The sequence below is a fragment of the Streptomyces sp. NPDC057877 genome (genome assembly GCF_042796855.1).
Taxonomy (GTDB): Bacteria; Actinomycetota; Actinomycetes; order Streptomycetales; family Streptomycetaceae; genus Streptomyces.
In genome coordinates this window covers 762,700-784,539 of the sequence record NZ_JBHVMS010000002.1, presented here as the reverse complement: position 1 = coordinate 784,539, position 21,840 = coordinate 762,700, and the positions used below count along the sequence as shown (strand labels likewise).

Below are 21,840 nucleotides of genomic sequence, written 5' to 3'. Positions count from 1 at the left end.
TGCGGCCCGTTTGATACAGACCCAAACCTGTGTGACGCGGTTGCGGGGCCACTACCATCCGGAGGGTGACAGCGGGAAGCGACTCGGTACTCGGACTGCTGCCGAGGGTGTTCGCCGCCCCGAACGAGGCATTGGCGGAGGCGGAACACCTGCTCGGCGCGGATCCGCCGCCCCTGCACGCCTCCGTCGCCCATCAGGTGATCGGTATCTGGCAGCGGGACTTCGGCGATCTGCGGATCGCCCTGCACCATCTGCGCCGGGCCCGGGACCTGGCCGCCCGCGCGGATCTGGCCGAACGCGAGGCGGACGTCCTCGGCACCCTCGGTGTGGCCCTCGTCCACGCGGGCCGCACCCGGCAGGGCCTGGCGGCGTTCGAGCGGGGCGTGCGGCGCGGCGCCGGGCACACCCGCGCGCGCGTGCTGTACCGCAGGGCGTACGTCTGGTGGGTGCTCGGCCATCATCCGCAGGCGCTGGAGGACGTACGACGGGCGATTCCCGTACTGCGGCAGGTGAACGACACCATCTGGACCGCGCGGGCGCTGACCCTGCGGGCGACCGTGCACCTGGCGCTGGGCGCGGTGGACCGGGCGGACGCCGACTTCACCGCCGCCGAGGCGCTGTGGGACACCACCGGCCAGGAACACGACAAGGCGGACGCCGTGGAGAGCCGGGGACTCGCCGCGTTCCGCTCCGGGGACATCCCGGTGGCGCTCCGGCTGCTCGACGAGGCCGAGGCGCGGTACGCCGAGCTGGGCACGCCGACGTTCATGCTGAGCATCCGGCGCTGTGAGGTGCTGATGGCGGCCGGGCTGGCGCCGGAGGCGCTGGCGGAGGCGGACGCGGCGATCGCGGTCCTGGACGACATCGGCGGGCAGTCCACCCGCAAGGCGGAACTGCTCCTGGCCGCCGCCCGCGCGGCGGGGCTGGTGGGCGATCCGCACACGGCCATAGCCCGCGCGGCGCTGGCCGTGCGGCTGTTCGCGGCGCAGCGGCGCACCTGGTGGGAGACGCACGCGCGGCTGGTGCTGATCGAGGCGCGGGTGGCCGCCGGGCGCACATCGGGGCGGCTGGTCGCGGACGCGGCGGCGGTGGCCGAGGAGCTGGCCGCGTTCGGCGCCCCGGCCGCGCCGAGGGCCTCGCTGCTCGCGGGCCGGATCGCGCTGCGCCTGGGCTGGACGGCGGACGCCGAGCGGCATCTGGCGGTGGCCGCCCGCAGCAGGCACAGCGGGCCGCCGCTGGCGCGGCTGACGGGTTGGGCGGCGCAGGCGCTGCAGGCCCAGGCGCAGGGCTCGCGCCGGGGGGTGCTGGAGGCGTGCCGTCGCGGTCTGGACGTACTGGATGACCACCAAATGACGCTGGGCGCCTCGGAGTTGCGGGCCCGCGCCACCCAGCAGGGCGCGGAGCTTGCGGCGCTGGCGCAGGAGGCGAGCCGGGAGCGGGGCGGGCCACGGCGGCTGCTGGTGTGGAGCGAACGCTGGCGCGCGACCGTGCTGTCCGCGCCCCCCGCCCGCCCCCCGGCCGATCCGGCGCTGCTCAGTTCGCTGACCGCGTTCCGGACCATCGCCGCCCGCGCGGAGGAGGCCCGGATGGACGGGCGGCCCGTTCCGGCGCTGGAGCGCGAACAGCGGCGGCTGGAGCGGGAGATCCGCTCCCGCACCCTGCACATGCGGGGTGACGCGCCCGGGGGCGGGGACCGGTTCGACGTGGACCGGCTGCTGGCCCGGCTCGGCGACACCCAGCTGGTGGAACTCGCCGTCCTCGACGGGGTGGTGCACGTGCTGCTGTGCGGGCAGGGGCGGGTGCGGCGGTTCGAGGCCGGGCAACTGGCCGCGGCGGTGACGGAGGCCGAGCACGTCCAGGCCGCGCTGCGGCGGCTGGCCCACCCCGGCGCGGAGCACCGGATGCCGGTGGTGGAGGCGATGGGGCGCCGCCTGGAGGAGCTGTTGCTCGGGCGGGCCGCCGAACGGCTGGGCGGCGGGCCCGTCGTCGTGGTGCCGCCCGCGCGGCTGCACCGGGTGCCGTGGGCGCTGCTGCCCTCGCTGCGGGAGCGGGTGCTGAGCGTGTCGCCGTCGGCGAGCAGCTGGCTGCGCGCCCGGGAGACCGAGCCGCCGCCGGGTGGCCGCCATGTGCTGGTCCGCGGGCCCGGTCTGGCGTCCGGCGGCGCGGAGGTGCCGGACCTCGCGGACCGCTACGGCAGGCCGACGGTCCTGGAGCACGACGAGGCGCGGGTCCCGCGGGTCCTTGAGGAACTGGACGGCGCGGCGCTCGCGCACATCGCCGCGCACGGCACGTTCCGCGCCGACGCCCCGCTGTTCTCCTCCCTGCGGATGGCGGACGGCCCGCTGATCGTGCACGACTTCGAGCGGCTCGACCGCAGCCCGTACCGCATCATCCTCTCCAGCTGCGACACCGCCCGGCTGGCCTCGGTCGGTGCCGACGAACTCCTCGGCCTGGTCACCGCGTTGCTGCCGCTGGGCACGGCGGGCGTGGTGGCGGCCAGCGCCCCGGTGAACGACGCCGCGGTGGTCCCCCTGATGCTCACCCTCCACAAGGGCCTCAGCGCCGGTCTGTCCGTGGCGGAGGCCCTGCGCGACGCCCGCGCCGCCCTGCCGGGCGACTCGGTGCACCAGGCGACGGGGTGGGCGTTCACGGCGTTCGGCGCGGCCTGAGCGGGAGCGCCCGGGCCGCGCCGTGGGCCGTCGCTACGGGCGGCGCAGGTATCCGGCGGCGAACGGCGCGTCGGACCGTGGGCCGACCGCGTTGTAGCACCGGACGGCAACGCTGACCCGGGGTGGCGCGGCGGAGTCGCCGATGGTGCCCGGGTGGCAGGTGGAGCCGTCGGAGGCCGTGCCGACGATCGGGACGCTGCCGCCGTACTCGCCGCCTGCGCGACGCGGTCACCGACCCCCTCGGTCTCGCCTGCGCCCTCTGCGGCGAACCCACCCCACCGGCCTGGGCGCGCTTCGTCCAGGACGTGCCGTTCCGGCATACGTGTGAGAAGGAGGGCGGACGCTCACGCGCCCAGCCCCACAGCACAGGGCAACGCCCCTCGATCACTCGCCCCCAACCGCGCGTAAGCGCTGTACAGGTGATTCCCCACGGTCCGCACGGACAGGGTGAGCCGCTCCGCGATCTGCCGGTTGCTCAGTCCCGCCGCGGCCAACGTCACGATCTGCCGCTGACGTGCCGTCAGTTCCCCCAGCACCAGCCCGGACAGCGCGGGCGTCCGCGCCCCCTGGCACCGGCGCGCCAGCGCCACCGCGCGCGTCCGCGCGGTACGCGCCGCCCGCGGCTCCCGGTGCACCCCCGCGGCCTGCGCGTACGCCTCCGCCGCGAACAGCAGGAACCCCCGCTCCTCCAGCGCCCGCGCGACCCGGTCGAGCGCGCCGCCGTCGCGCCGTTCCAGTGCGAACGCGTGGTCGGCGAGCACCCCGACGGGCAGATCCCCGGCCCGCTCGGGAGCGCCGAGGCGTACGGCGTCGTAGCGGATGAAGGCGCCCTCGGGCACGAGGGCCGCCACCGCGGCGTCGAGGTCGCCCCGCGCCGCCGCCACCCAGGCCGCGGACCGCCGGTCGGCGACGGCACGCTCCGCGGTGGCCAGATCGCCGACCTGCGCCGCGGCCAGGGCGAGTTCGACACGGCAGTCCCGGTCGTCGGGGGCGTACCGCAGCCCCTGGCGCGCCCAGGCGGCGGCCTCCCGCAGTTCCCCGCGCAGCCGCGCGAACCGGGCGCGCACGGCGGCGTATCCGGTGGGTATCGCGACGCCCTCGTCCGCGAGCCACTCCCCCACCGGTGTCGGCAGGGCGCGTACGTCGGCCAGTTCGATGTGCCGGATCAGGGTGGCCGCCTCGGCGGCGAGGGCGGGGCCGCAGCGGCCGGGGGCGCCGGTGAGGCGGCGGGCCCGCAGGGTGCCCGCGCAGGCGCGCAGCACGGGGCCGTGCAGGGGGTGGGCCAGGCGTACGGCCGAGTCGGGCACGCCCTCGGGGAGGTCGTCGACGCGGATCAGCCGGTCGGCCTCGAGGCGTTCGAGGACGCGCAGGTCGAGGCTGTCGAGCGGGACCGGCAGGGGCTCGGCGAAGGCGAGGCGGTCGAGGGTCTCGCGCTCGTCGGGGTCGGTGCGGTCCAGGACCGGCGCGGTGCGTTCGCGAAGGGCGGCCGTGACCGGGACGGGACCGCGCCACACCCGGTCGCCGGTGTCCGGGACGCGGGTGAACAGTCCGCGTTCGCGCACCGCGCCCACCAGGTCGCGCAGCAGCCGCAGATCGCCCCGGGCCAGCCGGTGCAGCCGGTTTCCGGTGAGCGGCTCCAGGGGGCCGCCCGCGCCCGCCGCCGCCAGGTGGACCGTGTCCTCGCGGGGCAGCGGCTCCAGGGCGAGGCGGGGCAGCAGTTCGCCGGTCCACAGCCTGGAGATCGCGCCGGGGACCGGGTCGCCGTCCGTGGCGACGATCAGCAGGCGGGTGCGGCCCTGTACGGCGAGCTGGTGCACCAGGGCGGCGGAGGCGTCGTCGAGCAGATGGGCGTCGTCGACCACCAGCAGCCTGCGGCCGGAGAGCAGTTGCACCGCGCGGTGCAGGGTGGCCCGCTCCGGCAGCAGATGGGCGAACGCGGCGTACGGGATCTGCCGGGTCTCGGGGGTTCCGGCGGCCCGCGCCCAGTCGGTGCCCCGTACGGCCTCGGTGACCAGCCGGGTCTTGCCGCAGCCCGCGGGGCCGGTGATCACGATGCCGGGCCGTCCCCCGGTGAGGGAGCGGCGGACGGCCTCGAGTTCGTCCTCCCGGCCGGTGAACGGCCAGGGCAGGTCCAGGGTGTTGGCGGTGCCGGTGGTCGTCGCGGTGCGTGCGGACGTCGTGTCCCGTGCGGACGTCAGGTCCCGTGCGAAAGTCATCACGACAGCAAGAGCCGGGCTACTCACTCCTGATACAGGGCGACTTGAGTAGCCCTCGACTCAGGCGCACGGGGTGCCCGTCCCGCCAGTCTTGGCGCATGCCCGGACGCTACTGCTCCCTCGTGCAGGCGTCGGCCCCCGCGTTCGCCCCGGGGCTGACCGCCGAGCGGCTCAGTGCGCTCGTCCGCGGGCACCGGATGTGGGTCAACGGCACGGTCCTGCACTACTGCTTCCTCGACCGTGACGGCGACGCCTCGGTGATCGCCGTCCCCGGCACCGCGGAGACCCGGCGGGTGTCGTGGGTGGGTGCCAAGGAGCAGCAGGACGTGGTGCGGGAGTGCTTCGAGGAGTGGCAGGGCCTCGGTATCGGCCTGTCCTTCGTCGAGGTCGGCGACCGGTCGGAGGCCGAGCTGCGCATCGGCTTCCAGTACGGCGACGGGTCCTGGTCGACCGTCGGCAAGGACGCCCTGCGGGTCGGCACCGGTGAGCGCACCATGAACTTCGGCTGGGACCTGACGGCGCCCGGTGAGCGCGGCACGGCCCTGCACGAGATCGGGCACGCGCTGGGGATGCTGCACGAGCACCAGAGCCCGTTCGCCGGGATCCACTGGGACGACGAGGCCGTGTTCGCCGAACTGGCGGGCCCGCCGAACTTCTGGGACCGGGAGCGGACGTTCTTCAACATCCTGCGCAAGCTGGACGGCGACGAGGTCAACGGCTCGGCCTGGGACCCGCAGTCGATCATGGAGTACGCGTTCCCGCCGGGGCTGATCCTGGAGCCGGAGCAGTACCGCGCGGGGCTGAACCCGCCCGGCACGCTCTCGCCGCTCGACAAGGAGTTCGCCCTGCGCTGGTATCCGCCGCTCGCCGCGCCGGAGCCGCCCGCGCTGGTGCCGTTCCGTTCGGCGCCGCTGCGCCTCGGACCGGGTGAGCAGGCCGACTTCACCGTGGAGCCGCCGCAGACGCGGGAGTACACGGTGGGCGCGTTCGGCGACGGCGACGCGGTCGTGGTGATCTTCGAGGTGCGGGACGGCGAACCCCGCTATCTCGCCGGACAGGACGACGGCGGCACCGAGCGCAACGCCACCGTCAGGGCCAGGCTCGTCAAGGGCCGCCGCTACTTCGTCCGTGTGCGCCTGTACTCCAGCTGGGGTTCGGGCGAGACGGCGGTCATGTGCTGGTGACAGCACGGCGCCGCACCGCACGGGCGCTTGGACCATGGTCCGGCACCGGGGGAGCGGCCGAGACTCGTCTCCTTCGGGGGAGGGAGACGAGTCTCGGCCACGCCATACGGCGGACGGTCAGATGAGGTCGAACCGGTCCAGGTTCATGACCTTGTCCCACGCGGCGACGAAGTCGGTCACGAACTTCTCCCTGGCGTCGTCGCTCGCGTAGACCTCGGCGAGCGCGCGCAGTTCGGAGTTGGAGCCGAAGACCAGGTCGGCACGGGTGCCGGTCCACTTGACCTCGCCGGTGGCCGCGTCGCGGCCCTCGAAGGAGGTCTGGTCCTCGGAGGTGCCCTTCCACTCCGTGCCCAGGTCGAGCAGGTTGACGAAGAAGTCGTTCGTCAGCCTGCCCGGGGTCTCGGTGAGGACTCCGGCCTTGGAGCCGTCGTGGCCTGCGCCCAGCACGCGCAGGCCGCCGACCAGGACGGTCATCTCCGGGGCGGTCAGGGTGAGCAGGTTCGCCCGGTCGACCAGCAGGAACTCGGCCGGGAGGCGGTTGCCCTTGCCGTAGTAGTTGCGGAAGCCGTCCGCGATGGGCTCCAGCGCCGCGAAGGACTCGGCGTCGGTGTGCTCCTGCGTGGCGTCGACGCGGCCCGGGGTGAACGGCACCTCGATGTCGTGCCCGGCGTCCTTGGCGGCCTTCTCGACACCGGCGCAGCCGCCGAGGACGATCAGGTCGGCCAGGGAGACCTTCCTGGCGCCGGAGTTGAACTCCCGCTGGACGCTCTCCAGGGTGCGCAGCACCGTGGCCAGCTCGTCGGGGTTGTTGACCTCCCAGCCGCGCTGCGGCTCCAGGCGGATGCGGGCGCCGTTGGCGCCGCCGCGCTTGTCGCTGCCGCGGAAGGTGGAGGCGGACGCCCAGGCGGTGGTGACCAGCTGGGAGACGGTCAGGCCCGAGTCGAGGAGCCTGGCCTTGAGGGCCGCGATGTCCGCGGCGTCGATGACCTCGCCCTCGGCGGCGGGCAGCGGGTCCTGCCAGAGCAGGGTCTCCTCGGGCACCTCGGCGCCGAGGTACTGCGACTTCGGGCCCATGTCGCGGTGGGTCAGCTTGTACCAGGCGCGGGCGAAGGCGTCCGCGAACTGGTCGGGGTTCTCGTGGAAGCGGCGCGAGATCGGCTCGTAGACCGGGTCGAAGCGCAGCGCCAGGTCGGTGGTGAGCATCGTCGGGCGGTGCTTCTTCGACGGGTCGTGCGCGTCGGGGACGATCTCCGGGGCGTCCTTGGCGATCCACTGCTTGGCGCCCGCCGGGGACTCGGTCAGCTCGTACTCGTACTCGAAGAGGTTCTTGAAGAACCCGTTGCTCCACTGGGTGGGCGTGGCGGTCCAGGTGACCTCCAGGCCGGAGGTGATGGTGTCGGCGCCCTTGCCGGTGCCGAAGGTGTTCTTCCAGCCCAGGCCCTGCTCCGCCATGGAGGCGGCCTCGGGGTCGTCGCCGACGTGGTCGGCGGGGCCCGCGCCGTGGGTCTTGCCGAAGGTGTGGCCACCGGCGATCAGCGCGACGGTCTCCTCGTCGTTCATCGCCATGCGGCGGAACGTCTCGCGGATGTCACGGGCGGCGGCGATCGGGTCGGGGTTGCCGTTGGGACCCTCGGGGTTGACGTAGATGAGGCCCATCTGGACGGCGCCGAGCGGGTTCTCCAGCTCGCGGTCGCCGGAGTAGCGCTGGTCGTCCAGCCAGGTGGTCTCGGGACCCCAGTAGACGTCCTCCTCGGCCTCCCAGACGTCGGCGCGGCCACCGGCGAAGCCGAAGGTCTCGAAGCCCATGGTCTCCAGGGCGACATTGCCCGCGAGGATCATGAGGTCGGCCCAGGAGATGTTCTGGCCGTACTTCTTCTTGACCGGCCACAGCAGGCGGCGGGCCTTGTCGAGGTTGGCGTTGTCCGGCCAGCTGTTCAGCGGGGCGAACCGCTGCTGACCGGCACCGGCGCCGCCGCGGCCGTCGCTGATGCGGTAGGTGCCCGCGCTGTGCCAGGCCATCCGGATGATCAGCGGGCCGTAGTGCCCGAAGTCGGCGGGCCACCAGTCCTGCGAGGTGGTCAGCACCTCGGCGAGGTCCCGCTTCACGGCGGCCAGGTCGAGGGACTGGAACGCCTCGGCGTAGTCGAAGTCCTCGCCGAGCGGGTTGGTCTCGGCGGGGTTCTTGGCCAGGATCTTCAGATTGAGCCGCTCAGGCCACCACTGACGGTTTCCGCCGCCCTGAGTCGGGTGCAGGGCGCGCCCGTGCGCGACCGGGCAGCCGCCTGCGCCCTCCGCCTTGGGGTCGGTGACGATGGCATCAGGGTTCTCGGCCATGGGGTGAATCCTTCCGGATTGGACTGAACATACGGTGCTCAGGCACTGCGGGTGGTGGAACAGCCGGGGCACAGACCCCAGTAGATGACCTCGGCCTCGTCGACCGTGAAGCCGTGGTCGTCGGACGCGGTCAGGCAGGGCGCCTCGCCGGTCGCGCAGTCGACGTCGGCGACGGTCCCGCACGACCGGCACACCAGGTGGTGGTGGTTGTCCCCGACGCGTCCCTCGTAGCGGGCCGGGCCACCGGGCGGTTCGATACGGCGCACCAGCCCGGCCGCGGTGAGCGCGTGCAGGGCGTCGTACACGGCCTGGAGGGAGACCTGGCCGACGCGCTCGCGCACACCGGTGGCTATGGCCTCCACTCCGAGGTGGTCACCGCCGCGGACGGTCTCCAGCAGGGCGACGCGCGCGGACGTGACCCGCAGGCCCGCGCCGCGCAGGGCGTCGGCGGCGGCCGGAGTCCGAGGTGCGGTCATGCCACAAAACCTACCGCTCCAAACACGAATGATTCAAGAAAGAGAATGGGTCCAAATCTGGGGTTGGTCAGGGACGCGTCAGAGTCCGGGCACGGACGTGCCCTTGTGCCTCAGCTCGCGCCACGCCCGCGGGGGGATTCCGTACGCTGCCTTGAACGCCCGGCTGAAGTGCGACGGTGACCTGAAGCCTGGGCGACGGGACAGTGCCGCGATGGTCCCGGAGCTGGGCGCACCCGGGACGGCTCGCGGCGGCACGCGTCCAGCCGCTGGGTGCGCACCCGGTCGCCGAAGCCGACGCCCTCGCGCGCCAGGACCGCGTACAGGTACGAGCGGTTCCCCGCCCAGCACGTGCCACATCAGGTCCACGTCCCGGGCCGTGTCCTCGGTACGCACCTGCGGAAGGACACGGCCCGGGTTCCGCGCGCAGCCCGCCGCATCCTCCCGCCGCGTCCGCACCCGGGCTTCCACCTCGTCGGCGCCGTCGTCCAGGGTGCCGGAACCGGTCCGGCTCCGGCGGTCCCGGGGCGTGCCCCCGCACCCGCCACCGGAGCGAGGGAAACCGGCCCTTATGCCCCTATCCCATGCGACCGGCGACCTCGTCGCGCAGGCGCGGGAGCATGTCCTGGATGACGCCGGGGCACAGGGTGTCGCCGAAGACCTTGTGGCCGTAGATCTGCGTGGCGGGGACGCGGTACTGGGCGCACACGTAGGCGCACAGCAGGACCAGGACGTCCCACTGGGCCGTGGGAGGTACCGCGCCCGCGTGGTAGGAGCCCTCGTTGGCGATGCCGATGGCCTGGTTGTTCTGGCCCGAGGTGTGTGCGCCCTGGACGAAGGCCGACCCGCCGGTGAGGGTGCGCAGGCTGCCGTGTCGGCCCTCGGTGATCCAGCCGCCCCGGCTGACCAGGAAGTGGTAACCGGTGTCCACCCAGCCGTTCTTGTCCATGTGCAGGTCCTGCACCCAGTGCGCGTGGGAATGCGCCTGGGCGCGGGAGGTGTCGGACGTGTTGGCGCTCACCGTGTGATGGACGACGATCCTGGACGGCCGGTACTGGAGGGTGCTGATCGTCCCGCGGGGCGGGCGCGCGCCCCAGGTCGCGGTGGAGTCGATGTCCGGCTCCAGCGCTTCGGCGCCGCGGGCCCGGGCGGTGTGGGCGGTGCCCAGGCCGACGGTGCCGGTGACCAGTCCGGCGGTCGCGGCGAGCAGCAGGCGGCGGCGCAGGTCGTTCTCGGCCTTCACGATCAACTCCTCGGAGGAGGGGGGAAGGGCAGGGGCGCGAGGGGGACGCCGCGCCGGTGTCCGCGTCAGGTGTTGTTGGCGAGTGCCAGGAGCCGGTCGCGGGTGCCGTTGAACTTGTTCCGGTCCACGTTGCCGGAGACGCCGCTGACCGAGCCGGTGCTGGTGTACTGCCACACCGTCCAGGTCGGGAAGCCGCTCGGGATCGTCGGGGACGACGCGGTGGTCCAGTGCGCCACCCACAGCGGGCTCTTGCCGTACATGCCGGTCCAGTTGCCGGTGCAGGTGTTCCACCAGCTCGCCGTCGTGTAGATCACCACGTCACGGCTGGTGCGCGACTTGTAGGCGGTGTGGAAGTCGTTGATCCAGCTGCGCATCTGCGTGGTGGACAGGCCGTAGCACATCGCCCCGTAGGGGTTGTGCTCGATGTCCAGCACGCCGGGCAGGGTCAGGTTGTCGCGCGACCAGGCACCGCCGTTCGAGGCGAAGTAGTTCGCCTGGACGGCGCCGCTGGAGATGTTGGGCCGGGCGAAGTGGTACGCGCCGCGGATGACGCCCGCGTAGTAGGCGTTGGTGTAGTTCGAGTTGAACCGGTCGTCCTTGTAGCTGGTCCCCTCGGTCGCCTTGATCCAGGCGAACTGGATGCCCGCGCCGCGTACGGACGTCCAGTTGATGGCCCCCTGCCAGTGCGAGACGTCGATGCCCTGGACGCCGTCGGTCTGGCTCATGGCGCCTGCCGAGGCCTCACCGGCGCGGTCGCCCCGGTGGATCCGGATGCCCACGCCCATGTAGGCCTCGCCCTCGCGGATCTCCGGGCGGCCCTGGCCGGGGTCGGGGGCGGCGAAGGCGCCCGAGGTGCTGGCCGCGGTCAACGCGAGTACGGCGCCGAGCACGGCGAACGCCGTGACGAACCGTCCGCGGAGGGGTCTCGCGGGACGTCTGAACGAGTACATGGCTGCCTCCTGGCACATACGGGGGGAAGGAGGTGACGTCGAACTTGACGTGCGCGCGTCATTAGTTACGCACGTAGATTCCACGCGCGTAAAGGGCCGCCCTACCCCTCTGATGGTCTGGTCCACTGGAGAAGCGCGGGGCCAGGAAACTCGGCGACCAGCGGACGGAAACTTTCCCCGCGTGAAAGATGAGCCGCGCTCGGCTTTGTCACCGGACCCGGATGCCCGATCCCTCCGACCCGGCCGGGCAGGGCAGGGCGTAGTGGAACGCGGCGTCCGGACCGGTCATGTCTTCGCGCCGCTGAACACGCGTCGCCACACCGGGGAGAAGTCCTGGCTCACGCATGCCTCCGACCGGCCGGACAGCACCCTCACCGACCACGACACCCAGGCGGACGGCCGGTGGGCCCACCGTCTCTGGGGTGGCGATGGAGGTCGCCTGCCCGAAGGAGGCGAGACACCCGCTCCTCGAGTGACCTGCTTACCTGTGCGGATATCAGGCAGCCGCGGGGACGCCCAGGATGGCGTGCATGCCGCGCAGGGCCCAGTCGTCCGTCCGGCCGTCGCCATGCAGGAGCCTGGCCGGGGTGATGCCGCCAGCCAGGGCCTCCAGTCCGTAGACGACCTGGGGCGCGTCCGTCCCGGGTGGGAGGTCCCCGGCGGCGATGGCGGCGTCGATGTCGCGGCGCAGGGTCTCCCGCCAGCGGGTGCGGCCCTCGGCGATCCGGTCGTGGACGGCGCCGGTGCGACCGTCGTAGTCGTAGGTGACCTGGGTGAGCACACAGCCCCCGGGATAGCCGGGGTCCGCGGCGTAGCGCACCCAGGACGCGCAGAGGGCCAACAGCCGTGGCAGCCCCGCGTCGAGGTGGCGCACCGGTTGCCAGACCCGGGTGCGGAAGCCCTCCAGGATCAGGTCCACCGTCTCCAGTTGCAGCCTCTCCTTGCTGCGGAACTGGCCGATCACACCCGCCTTGCTCATCCCCAGCCGGTCCGCGAGACGGCCGATGGTGATGCTGTCCAGGCCCTCCACGGAGGCGAGTTCGGCGGCGGCGCGCAGGACCGATCGCCGGGTTTCGAGCGCTGTCTGAGCTGATGCACGGCCTGCCATACGGCGCAGTTTAGCAAACGACCGTACGCCATTGACGTACGAACGATCGTATTCTTAAATCCTCGCCATGACGCCTTCCGCCTCCACCCGGCGCGCCTCCGTCGCCCTGTTACTGGCCTGCGCGGGCACCTTCCTCAGCTTCCTCGACGCCACCGTGACCAACCTGGCGGTGCCGCCGATCGCCAGCGACTTCGATGTCTCGCTGACCACCGTCTCGTGGGTCGCCACCGCCTATGTGATCCCCTTCGCCGCCCTGCTGGCCCCGGCCGGGCCGCTGGCCGACGCGGTCGGACGGGCCCGTCTGTTCCTCATCGGTGTCGCCGTCTTCACGGCGTCGTCGCTGCTGATCGCCGTGGCCCCGACGCTGCCCGTGCTGCTCGGCGCCCGCGCCGTCCAGGGGCTGGCGGCGGCTCTGCTGGTCCCCGCCTCGCTGGGGCTGGTGCTCGGGGAGGTTCCGGCCGAGCGCAGGCGCGCCGCGATCGGCGCGTGGAGCGCCGCGGGCGCCCTGGCCGCCGCCGCGGGACCGGCCATCGGCGGCGTCCTGGTCGACGTACTCGACTGGCGCGCGCTGTTCTGCCTCAACCTGCCGGTGGGCATCTGGGTGCTGATCGCCGGACGGAGGCTGCTGACCGGCGAGCCCCGCACCGGCAAGCGGCCCGACCTGGCAGGCGCCCTGCTGCTCGCCCTCTTTGTCGGCTCGGCGGTGTACGGCCTGACGCAGGGCCCCGACCACGGCTGGTCCTCGGCGCATGTGACGGTCGCCGCCGGGATCACCGGGCTCTCAGGTGCGGCGACCGTGGTGCGGGCGCTGAGGCATCCGCGACCGGCGCTGCGACTCGACCTCCTGCGCAGTCGGCCCTTCGCCGTCGCGAGTGGCGTCTCCTTCGCGTACGGCACCGCGCTGTTCACCACGATGCTGCTCGGCGTGCTCTTCCTGACCGACGCCTGGAACTACTCCGCCCTGGCGGCCGGGTTCGCGATGACCCCGGCGGCACTCGCCACCGCCGTGGTCGGCATCGGCGTCGGACGGCTCCCCGTCGCCCTCACCCCGCGCACGCTGGTGACGGCGGGCTCGGCCGTCATCGCCGCCTCAACGGCCGCCCTGGCGCTGCTGATCGACACCGAGCCACAGTTCTGGACGCTGTGGTTCCCGGCCGGAACGGCGATGGGCATCGGCGTCGGCATGACCACGGTCGGCATCTCCAGCGCCGCCGCCTTCTCCGTCGCGCCCCAGCACTTCGCGGCCTCGACAGGCATGGTCTTGGCGGCCCGCCAGGTCGGCGGCGGCCTCGGCATCGCCGCCACGGCCGTGATCATCGCGGAGGTCTCGGGCACGGGGGCGCAGCCGTACGCCGCCGTGTACTGGTTCGCCACCGGCGTCAACCTGGCCGCCGCCGTCGGCGGGCTCGCCCTGCGCATCACGGCCCCACCCCGGCCGCCGTCCCCGACCCCGGCCGCCGCCCGCACCCTCCAAGGAGACCAGCGATGACCTCCCAGCCCGACCAGCCCCCCGTCCAGGCCGACACCGCCGCCGAGTTGTCCGACCCGCACTGCCTGGCCCCGGACGCCGCCGCCGAACTACTGCGCGATCTCCCGTGGAACCGGCTGGCCGTGCTGGGCGACAGTGTCACCGCCGGGGTGATGGACCCCCTCCCCGGCTACCGCCACCGGTCCTTCGCCGACCGCTTCACCGACGCCCTCGCCGCCACCCGCCCCGGCTTCGCCGCGGTCAGCCTGGCCAAGCCCCATCTGCTCCTCGCCGAGATCCGGGACCAACAGCTCGGCCCGGCCCTGGAGTTCGAGCCGGACGTGGTGATGGTGAGCGCGGGCGGCAACGACGCCTTCCGCGGTTTCGATCCGGAGGCACTGCGGGCCGAACTGGCCTCGCTCCTGACCCCCCTCGCCGACAGCGGCGCCCTCGTCCTCACCATCGGCCTCTTCGACCTCGCCCGGTCGGGCCTCGTCCCGCCGGAACACGCCGACGGCATGGCCCGCCGCTTCGACGACCTCGACCGCATCACCAGCGGCCTGACACACGACCTCGGCGGCATCCACGTCGACACCCACCACCGCCCGCTCGCCGCCGACCCCGGCATCTACGCCGCCGACCGCGTCCACGCCAACGCCCGCGGCCACGCGGTCGCCTTCGCCGCCATCGCGTACGCGGCGTCGGCAGCAGATGGTCCCCATGAACGATCAAGGGCCGGTCTCGGATGTCTCCGAAACCGGCCCTCATCTGCGACTCTCACGAGTCGGGACGACAGGATCTGAATCTGCGACCCCTTGACCCCCAGGAGTAAGGGCCATAGGAACCACCTGCACATATCAGGCAGAACTAGGGTGCGGGGCGTGTGACCGCGCGCATGCCGTTCGAGGTCACGAGCCCCGTGCGGTCCCCAAGTGGTCCCCACGACAACGGCGACGACACCGGTCAGCTTCGGGAGCCCGGTGGACGCACAGGGCAGGCCCGTCAAAGTCGCCTGCGGTGGCGGTGAGTTGAAGGACTGACGCATTGACCGGTGTCCCGTGGTCGGAGCGTCTGCTCGAGGTGATCGCCGACCTCGGCCCGGCCGGCTTCCGTTACGGTTCCGGCTGCGTAGTGACCGGAGAGACCGTGCTCACCGCCGCCCATGTCATCTTCGACGCGGTGGGCGTCACGATCCGCGGCACCCATAAGCGGTCCTACCCGGCCAAGTTCGACGCCGAGTTCGTAGGTTCACCCGAAGGTCCCGCCCCGGACCTCGCGCTACCGCAGGTCGACGACCTTCCAGGCGACGAGTATCCGCCGCTGGCCCTCAGACGGGCGGTGAGGGACAGCCAGACACCGTGGTGATCGAACGCTGCCACGCGTTTGGTTACCCGGGGTTCGCCGAGATCTCGGTACCGCGGCCGGCTCGGGACAGCGTCCACGCGGTCGGCGTGATCGCACCCCTGTCCAAGCTCTCCCGTGGTCTGTTGAGCATGGTGGTCCCCCTCGAACCGGCAACGCTGAGTCCGCAGTCGGCGTCGGCCGGTCAGGGGAGTCGCCCTGGTCAGGGATGTCCGGCGGCCCTGTCGTCGCCGGCGAACGGCTGCTGGGCTTGGTCGTCGAGCATGCGCTCGCCGACGGGTCCTCGACCGTCACCGTGCTGCCGCTGACCGCGTTGGAAGCGGACCCGGACCGGCCCCGCTGGGGGCCGGGTGTCCCCGATCCGGCGGCGTGGTGGCGGCGGCTCGGCGCGGTCGACGGTCCGGCACGCCTACAAGCCGTGCCAGCCCTGTCCGCGACGCATGCCGCAGACCCGCGCAAGTCGGCGTACGAGTCCCAGGTGGAACGGATCGCCCCAGCGGAACTGCTCGGACGCGCCGAAGAATTGGATGAGCTGGCCAGGTTCTGCACGCAACCCGACAGTGACACGTACCGGTATCTGCGAGCAGGTGCCTGAGCCGGCAAGTCGGCTTTGATGTCATGGTTCGTTCTGCACCCTAGCAGCTCGTCGAGAAGGACCTTGCAGCCGTCGAAGCCCGCGTACTGCGGTAGATAGCCCAAGCCCAGATACGCCGGGAGGGGGAACGCCGAGCGCGCCGAGTTTGTCGCATCGCGGGCCGCCGGCGCCCGCTACGTGTACTGGAAAGACGACTCGACGCTTTTCGTGCGCTGGCCGATGGAGGGACGACCGTGTGGCGCGGGCCAGACGGCTGTGCGTCCTTGCCGGTCACGAGTGGGCGGACCGTCCCATCGATCCCGGCGCATCAGCACGTCCCGACCACACCGGATGGCTTCGCCCGAACCTGCGCGATGCCGTCCCGTACGGGTGTCTGACTCTTGACATCCTCGCAGTCCCGTACGGGCGGGCGGATCGGTCTGTGTAGCTTGCTGACCTGCGGATTCGTGGGCGGATGACGCTCGATGCGGAAGCCTCCCCTGGCGCTGCGAGCGACCCTCTTCGACCCCGCGTCAAGAGGGGTGCGGCCGTGACGCTTGGGGCGGGCCCCAGGTGCCGGCGCCGTGGCTGCCGTACATCCGGGTGTCGACGCGGCGCTCCGATCCTCCAGGTTGCGGAAGGGCTAGGCGGCGCTATGCGCTCCAAGCAGAGCCGTAACCTGTTTCTTCGGATGGAGCACGGTGTTCCGGTGCGAACTGCTTGCCCCTGCTCGTCGGTTCACTGATTCGTGTAGTCGTCGACCATGGTGGCGATGAGCGCGTGCAGAGCGTCGGCCCGGTGCCGGTCCTCGTGCTGGGCGTGCAGGGCTTCGTGAGTGGCGCGGAGCCGGGCCAGGGCGGTCGGCTGGCGGTCTTCCACGTCGTAGATCAGCGGCTGGGTGATCAGGTCCAGGCACTCGGTGAGGAGCCGTCGGGTGGTGTCGCACGGGGGAGTGTCGCTGGGCGGGGAGTACGGCAGGGTCAGGTGCTGGGCGGGATCCATGAGGCTCCAGCCGACGACGGTGCCGTGCTGGACGAGGAGTGCCGTGTCGGGGGCGATGCCGACGCGGGCATCCAAAGGCTCGTTGAGGACGTCCAGGTCGCGCAGTGCGGTCAGCACGGTGTCCCCGGGAGCGCGACAGAGCACCGCGCACATCTCCAGCCGGAAGTTCTCCTCCTGGTCCGCGCGCAGCCCGCCCGGGCGGACCGGCGGCGTGTCGGGGACGCGGGAGGACTCCTCGGCCGAAGCGGACTCGTACGGCAGTTGGAACTCGACGCCCACCAGCCTCCGGTCGGCAGGGCTGAACCGGACCTCGTCGGGCGTGTCCCACAGCCATGCCCCACTGCCGAACGTCGCCAGGAGAAGGCGTTCCCTGTCCGGCTTGTCGGTATAGGGCATGACGCGCAGGGAGGTTCCCTCGAAACGGGGGGCGAGAGTCAGCGGATCATCCGTGACCGTCGCGGTCCACCCGTCGTCGAGCGTCACTTTCATGAGCGGGACCACCTCACTTGATCTGCACTGCCGGGGGCATGAATCCGTTCTTGCCTGGGATCCTGCCCTCCACGATGTCCTCGTGGGTAATCGGCCGACCGGGGTCCGTGGCCTTGCCGCCGACCGCCGTCGCTCCGGATTCGCCCAACACCCCGGACGGACCGTACGCCGTGATGGCCTGACCCGCCTGGGAGCCGACCCCCTTGGTCACGACCACGTCGTCACCCTGCCGGAACGTGAGATTCCCCGACCCGCCCGTCGACTGGTACACGGCGTCGGGGTTCTTGAGGATCTCCAGCACCCGTTCGTCACTCATCTGGTGCATCGAGTCGCCGTGGTAGTCGGGGTGCTTCCGGAAACGGCCCTCCTGCGCCTTTTCGATGACACCCTCTGCGGCCTTGACGGCCCGCTGCCTGTTCTTCTCCTCCCTGGTGCACTTGGGCGTGAGGCCGAGTGGGTCACACCCCGCGTACGGGTTGTCCACGTAGCCGAGGGGGTTCGGCGCGGGAGCGAGGCCGAGCGGGTCCGGGGAGGTGTAACGGCCGGTCTCGGGATCGTAGTGGCGGAAGAGGTTGTAATGGAGGCCGGTCTCGGGGTCGTAGTACTGGCCCGGGAAGCGGAGGGGCGTGTACGTGCTGCTGTCCCGGGCCCAGGCGGTGGTGCCCCAGAGCGTGCTCCGGGTGCGCCAGGCGATGTCGCCCGTCTCGTCGATCAGTTCGGTGGGGGTGCCGACGAGGTCGGTGGCGATGGCGAAGAACCGCCGGTCGATCTCCCGCTGCCGCTCGTCTGCGGTGAGGATGCGTTCGGTCTGGGCCAGCGGCACGACGTCCCGGTGGTCCCAGGTGAGGGCGACCATGTTCGCATCGCCCGGCCGGTGGCTGGTCTGTTCACACAGAGTGAGGCCGTCCCAGGTGAAACGGACCTCCTCCGCCACGCTCTCCCCGTCGGCCGCGAGGCGCTGCTTGGCGGTACGGCGGCCCAACGGGTCGTAGCGGTACCGCCATCGGGTCCCGTCCGGTGTGGTGACGGAGGTGAGACGGTTCTCCGTGTCCCACTCGTACCGCCAGGTGTCGGGCTTGCGGGAAAGGCGGGTCTTCTGGCGCAGGGTGACCCGGCCGAGGGCGTCGTGTTCGAAGCGAACGGCTCCGGCGCGGGTGATCGCCGTGCCGGAGTACGTCCGCGGTCCGGTCGCCTTCTCCCCGGGGTGGGAGGCGGGCCAGGACGCCTCCGTCTGGTTACCGGCCACGTCGTAGGCGTACCGCTCGGTCCAGCCCCGCGCGTGTACGGCGGTGACCCGGCCGAGCGGGTCGAGGTCGAAGGTGCGCGTGCCCGACAACTGGTCGGTGACGGAGGCCAGGTGGCCGTCGGCGCGGTAGGTGTAGGCGCGGCTGTTGACGTGCCGTGTCGCGGCGGTGACGTGCTGCTCGGTGAGCCGTCCGGCTCCGTCCCAGGCCGACGTCACGGTGAGGGCGTCCCCGAAGGCGCGGGCCAGCTCGCGGCCGGCGGCGTCATGGGTGAAGCCGACCCGTCGGCCACCCGTGGTCAGCAGGGAGTGCAGCCCGGCCGCGTCATAGGCGTAGGACGTGACATGGCCGGTGGGCGTCGTACGGCGGATACGACGGCCCAGGTCGTCGTAGGAGTAGACGAGCGGACGGCCGTCGACCAGCTCCGTCTTGACCTGCCCGCGCCTGTCGTACTGGTAGCGGAGATCGCTCTCCGGTCCGAGCGCCTCCAGGAGGTGGCCCGCCTGGTCGTACGCGTAGGTCGTCACCTGGCCGTCGACGTTCTTGCGCACCACCTGCCCGAGTTGGTCGCGCTCGAACGAGATCGTCCCGCCGAGGGCGTCGACCCGCTCGGCGAGCTGACCCGCGGCGTCCATACGGTAGGCGACCGTACGCCCGTCGAAGTCGGTCTCGGACACGATGTTGCCGACCGCGTCGTACTCGTACGTCCAGGTCAGACCCTGTGGGTCGGTCACCCGGGTCAGGCGCAGGTTCCCGTCGTGCTCGAAGGCGTAACGGGTGCCGTCGGGGCGGGTGCTGGCGAGCGGGAGGTCGAAGTGGGTGTACTCGAAGCGGGAGACCCCGCCTGCCGCGTCGGTGTGGGTGAGGCAGTTGCCCTCGCCGTCGTACGTCCATGATTCGGTGGCGCCGTCGGGGCCCGTGCGGCGGGCGAGTTGCCCGTCGGCATGCCACTGGAGGCGGGTGACACCGCTCGTCGGGTCGGTGACGTGGATCGGGCGGCCCAGGACGTCGCGCCGGGTGCGCGTGGTGGCGCCGGACGGGCCGGTCACCTCCACGACCAGCCCGGCCGCGTCGCACAGCACATGGGTCGTGTTCCCGAGGGCGTCGGTGACCGATGTGAGACGGCCGGAGTCGTCGTAGGCGGATCGGGTCGTCTTCCCGGCAGGGTCGGTGACCGCCGTGCGATTGCCCCGCTCGTCGTACTCGTAGCTCGTGCGAGTGCCGTCCCATCCTTTGACGGCTGCTGGCAGGCTGAACGGGCCGCGCTCGATGCGCAGCACACTCCCGTCGGGCCGCGTGGCGGAGACGAGTCGCCCCTCGTCGTCGTGGGTGTAGGTGGTGGTGCGGCCGAGGGGGTCGGTGTGGGTGGTGAGGTTGCCGTGGGTGTCGTAGGTGGTGCGGGTGGTGTGGCCGAGGGGGTCGGTGGTGGCGATGACTCGGCTGTGGTGATCGATGAGGTGTTGGGTGGTGTGGCCTTGGGGGGTGGTGAGGGTGGTGGTGCGGTGGCCGGTGTCGGGGTGGGGGTCGGTGTAGGTGAGGGTGATCTGGACGTGGCCCGCTTGGCCGCCTTCGGCGATGACGCGGTCGTGGTCGTCGTAGACGTAGTCGTAGCGGCTGTGGTTGGAGTCGGTCCAGGAGGTGACGCGGTGGCGGTCGTCGTAGGTGAAGCGGGTGGTGGCGCCGGAGGGTTTCGTGACGGTGGTGAGGGCACCGCCCTCGTAGCCGTACGACATCAGGGGGAGGCCGGTGCCGTCCTCGCCCGCGCCGGTCAGGGAGACGGCGGTGATGAGGCCGTCGGTGGTGGTGAGTTTGAGCTGGGTGCCCGCGGAGTGGGTCAGGGTCTGCGGGGTGCCGTCGTCGGTGCGGTCGATGGTGATGGTGTGGTGGTTGCGGTCCGTGATCGACGTCAGGCAGGCGGTGCCGTCGGCGCCGGGTTCGGTGCCGGGTGGGGTGGTGAAGTGGCGGGATACGCCGGTGTCTTCGTCGGTGAGGGTGTAGTCGCCGTCCGGGTCGCGGGACAGCAGCGTGCGGCCATGAGCCGTGGGGGCGCCGGGGGCGGGGTGCGGGTACGGGATGAGGAGGCCGTCGGGGGTGACGTGGATGACGCCGATCGCGTCGATGGTCAGGCGTTCGTCGACGGTGGTGGTCCAGGACGGGCCCAGGAAGCGGCCCATCGTGCAGCCGGACTCGGTGCGGCGGGTGAAGGTCAGGGGGAGGATGCCGGGGATCGCCACGTCGGTCTGGGGCAGGAACATGCGGCCCGAGGCGAGGTCGACGGGGTCGGTGCCGTCGGTGGTGCGGGTGGTGTCGGGGCGGTTGTGGGTGCCGTCGGGGGCGTTGTCGAGGAGGTTGCGGGCCCTCGCCGCATCCGCCGCGTCCGCTGCTACGCGTACGCCCTTGACCGCCGCGCCGCCGCCTCCGGTGGCCGCGGTCAGCGCGAGGTCGGGGATGAGGCGGCCGAAGCCCTCGTACGGGTCCTTCATGAAGTCGCTGACCATCTGGCGGCCGGTGCCGACGGGGTCGTTGGCGGCGACGACGAGTCCGGCGGCCAGGCTGTTGAGGCTGGTGGCGTACTCGGCGGGGTGGGTGAGGTTGTAGGGGTCCATCGGGTTGACGCTGCGTACGAAGTTCAGCAGCCCGGCGGTGCCCTTGATGATGCCGCCGCCGACGTGGTCGCCCATGATCTGGGCCTCGCCGAGGCCGTCGCGCAACTGCTCGGCGTAGGAGGGTTTGGCGGGGGCCTTGTCGCGGGCCGCCCGGACCGCCGTACGTGCTGTTTCGGCGGCGGTGTTCCGCTGTTTGCGGGCCTCGGCGAGGATGTCCTGCGCGTCCTGCATCAGCTTCTTGCCCGGGTCCTCGAAGGTCGCGGCGGGCTTGGGCGGCAGGGTGGAGGGGTCGCGTTTGTCGGCGGGCTGGGCGTTGTAGCGGTCGACGGCGCTGTTGTAGTCGTCGACCTTCTTGCGGTGCGCGTTCGCGGCGTCCTCGGAGGCTTTGACGCCGTCCTGCCACTTGTCGATCGCGGTCTGGGCCTGGCCCTGCGCCCAGGTGACCGTGGACGCGAACGCCTCCAGCGCGGCGGCGGCGTCCTCGCAGGCGTCCGCGCCGGTGAACCACTTCGGTGGCTGGGTGCGCACCGCGGTGCGCAGGGCTTCGGCGGTCTCGCCCTTCAGGCGGGAGGAGTCCATGCCCTTCAGACCCTCGCCCGCGCTGTCGAACGCGGACTGGAAGGCGCGCAGTTTGCTGGCGGTGCCACGGATCTTGTCGGGGCTGCCGTAGACGAGTTTGGTCTTGTCTTCCGTCTGGCCGAGGTCCATCTCGTCGACCTCAGCGCCCATCCGGTTGGCGACCGAGCGGGACTGCTCACGCACCCAGTCCGCGCCGGACTCCCAGCCCACGTCGTCGAGGCGGTCGGCGGTCCAGTTCCCGGCGTCCTCGACCCGGTTGCCGACCCACTCCACCCCGTCCTCGACGACGTTCTCCACCGAGTCCGGGGTGATGTCGCTGATGAAGTCACCGACACCCAC

At 72.2% G+C, this 21,840-nt stretch carries 15 protein-coding genes; 6 read left to right on the top strand and 9 right to left on the bottom strand.

Annotated features, from left to right (window positions below):
* Nucleotides 1–65: 65 nt before the first annotated feature.
* Complete coding sequence (locus ACFVQG_RS07410; protein ID WP_383377830.1) at nucleotides 66–2,669, top strand: CHAT domain-containing protein; 2,604 nt, start codon at nucleotides 66–68, stop codon at nucleotides 2,667–2,669.
* Between the two features lie 344 nt (nucleotides 2,670–3,013).
* Here ACFVQG_RS07410 and ACFVQG_RS07405 read toward each other — a convergent pair whose 3' ends face one another.
* On the bottom strand, nucleotides 3,014–4,885 hold the full coding sequence (locus ACFVQG_RS07405) for a LuxR C-terminal-related transcriptional regulator (RefSeq protein WP_383377828.1): 1,872 nt from the start codon (nucleotides 4,883–4,885) through the stop codon (nucleotides 3,014–3,016).
* Between the two features lie 98 nt (nucleotides 4,886–4,983).
* Between ACFVQG_RS07405 and ACFVQG_RS07400 the strand changes: the two genes are divergently transcribed.
* A complete protein-coding gene (locus tag ACFVQG_RS07400; RefSeq protein WP_383377826.1) occupies nucleotides 4,984–6,069 on the top strand; it encodes a M12 family metallopeptidase in 1,086 nt (361 codons plus the stop codon).
* A gap of 117 nt (nucleotides 6,070–6,186) precedes the next feature.
* Here the strand turns inward: ACFVQG_RS07400 and katG are convergent, their stop codons facing one another.
* The 6 genes from katG to ACFVQG_RS07370 form a co-directional block, all read right to left on the bottom strand.
* Nucleotides 6,187–8,403 carry a catalase/peroxidase HPI gene (katG, locus tag ACFVQG_RS07395; protein WP_383377824.1) on the bottom strand — a complete coding sequence of 739 codons (2,217 nt, stop codon included), beginning with the start codon at nucleotides 8,401–8,403 and terminating at the stop codon, nucleotides 6,187–6,189.
* Between the two features lie 38 nt (nucleotides 8,404–8,441).
* Nucleotides 8,442–8,879 carry a Fur family transcriptional regulator gene (locus ACFVQG_RS07390; protein WP_383377822.1) on the bottom strand — a complete coding sequence of 146 codons (438 nt, stop codon included), beginning with the start codon at nucleotides 8,877–8,879 and terminating at the stop codon, nucleotides 8,442–8,444.
* Between the two features lie 78 nt (nucleotides 8,880–8,957).
* On the bottom strand, nucleotides 8,958–9,236 hold the full coding sequence (locus tag ACFVQG_RS07385; protein WP_383377991.1) for an AraC family transcriptional regulator: 279 nt from the start codon (nucleotides 9,234–9,236) through the stop codon (nucleotides 8,958–8,960).
* Between the two features lie 217 nt (nucleotides 9,237–9,453).
* A complete protein-coding gene (locus ACFVQG_RS07380; protein WP_383377821.1) occupies nucleotides 9,454–10,119 on the bottom strand; it encodes a peptidoglycan recognition family protein in 666 nt (221 codons plus the stop codon).
* A 65-nt stretch (nucleotides 10,120–10,184) separates the two neighbouring features.
* On the bottom strand, nucleotides 10,185–11,069 hold the full coding sequence (locus ACFVQG_RS07375) for a lysozyme (protein ID WP_383377819.1): 885 nt from the start codon (nucleotides 11,067–11,069) through the stop codon (nucleotides 10,185–10,187).
* 496 nt (nucleotides 11,070–11,565) lie between these two features.
* A complete protein-coding gene (locus tag ACFVQG_RS07370; RefSeq protein ID WP_383377817.1) occupies nucleotides 11,566–12,177 on the bottom strand; it encodes a TetR/AcrR family transcriptional regulator in 612 nt (203 codons plus the stop codon).
* A gap of 67 nt (nucleotides 12,178–12,244) precedes the next feature.
* Here ACFVQG_RS07370 and ACFVQG_RS07365 point away from each other — a divergent pair, with 67 nt between their 5' ends.
* From ACFVQG_RS07365 to ACFVQG_RS07350, 4 genes are all read left to right on the top strand, one after another.
* The gene (locus tag ACFVQG_RS07365) at nucleotides 12,245–13,666 is read left to right on the top strand and encodes a DHA2 family efflux MFS transporter permease subunit (RefSeq protein ID WP_383377815.1); all 1,422 of its coding nucleotides are present in this window, start codon (nucleotides 12,245–12,247) and stop codon (nucleotides 13,664–13,666) included.
* Nucleotides 13,663–14,448 carry an SGNH/GDSL hydrolase family protein gene (locus ACFVQG_RS07360; RefSeq protein WP_383377813.1) on the top strand — a complete coding sequence of 262 codons (786 nt, stop codon included), beginning with the start codon at nucleotides 13,663–13,665 and terminating at the stop codon, nucleotides 14,446–14,448. The genes ACFVQG_RS07365 and ACFVQG_RS07360 overlap by 4 nt, the downstream gene beginning before the upstream one ends.
* Before the next feature lie 241 nt (nucleotides 14,449–14,689).
* Nucleotides 14,690–15,010, top strand: coding sequence for a hypothetical protein (locus ACFVQG_RS07355; protein WP_383377811.1), 321 nt, complete (start codon nucleotides 14,690–14,692; stop codon nucleotides 15,008–15,010).
* 205 nt (nucleotides 15,011–15,215) lie between these two features.
* Nucleotides 15,216–15,602 (top strand): hypothetical protein, encoded by a 387-nt coding sequence (locus ACFVQG_RS07350; RefSeq protein ID WP_383377809.1) that lies wholly within the window; start codon nucleotides 15,216–15,218, stop codon nucleotides 15,600–15,602.
* A gap of 717 nt (nucleotides 15,603–16,319) precedes the next feature.
* Here the strand turns inward: ACFVQG_RS07350 and ACFVQG_RS07345 are convergent.
* Both ACFVQG_RS07345 and ACFVQG_RS07340 read right to left on the bottom strand, forming a co-directional pair.
* Complete coding sequence (locus ACFVQG_RS07345) at nucleotides 16,320–17,072, bottom strand: hypothetical protein (protein ID WP_383377807.1); 753 nt, start codon at nucleotides 17,070–17,072, stop codon at nucleotides 16,320–16,322.
* 13 nt (nucleotides 17,073–17,085) lie between these two features.
* The gene (locus ACFVQG_RS07340) at nucleotides 17,086–21,840 is read right to left on the bottom strand and encodes a putative T7SS-secreted protein (protein WP_383377805.1); all 4,755 of its coding nucleotides are present in this window, start codon (nucleotides 21,838–21,840) and stop codon (nucleotides 17,086–17,088) included.

Coding starts and splice junctions, on each gene's coding strand:
- ACFVQG_RS07375 (WP_383377819.1), bottom strand. CDS start 11,069: ATGTACTCGTTCAGACGTCCCGCGAGACCCCTCCGCGGACGGTTCGTC.
- ACFVQG_RS07370 (WP_383377817.1), bottom strand. CDS start 12,177: ATGGCAGGCCGTGCATCAGCTCAGACAGCGCTCGAAACCCGGCGATCG.
- ACFVQG_RS07405 (WP_383377828.1), bottom strand. CDS start 4,885: ATGACTTTCGCACGGGACCTGACGTCCGCACGGGACACGACGTCCGCA.
- ACFVQG_RS07350 (WP_383377809.1), top strand. CDS start 15,216: ATGTCCGGCGGCCCTGTCGTCGCCGGCGAACGGCTGCTGGGCTTGGTC.
- ACFVQG_RS07360 (WP_383377813.1), top strand. CDS start 13,663: ATGACCTCCCAGCCCGACCAGCCCCCCGTCCAGGCCGACACCGCCGCC.
- ACFVQG_RS07385 (WP_383377991.1), bottom strand. CDS start 9,236: ATGTGGCACGTGCTGGGCGGGGAACCGCTCGTACCTGTACGCGGTCCT.
- ACFVQG_RS07365 (WP_383377815.1), top strand. CDS start 12,245: ATGACGCCTTCCGCCTCCACCCGGCGCGCCTCCGTCGCCCTGTTACTG.
- ACFVQG_RS07390 (WP_383377822.1), bottom strand. CDS start 8,879: ATGACCGCACCTCGGACTCCGGCCGCCGCCGACGCCCTGCGCGGCGCG.
- ACFVQG_RS07345 (WP_383377807.1), bottom strand. CDS start 17,072: ATGAAAGTGACGCTCGACGACGGGTGGACCGCGACGGTCACGGATGAT.
- ACFVQG_RS07400 (WP_383377826.1), top strand. CDS start 4,984: ATGCCCGGACGCTACTGCTCCCTCGTGCAGGCGTCGGCCCCCGCGTTC.
- katG (WP_383377824.1), bottom strand. CDS start 8,403: ATGGCCGAGAACCCTGATGCCATCGTCACCGACCCCAAGGCGGAGGGC.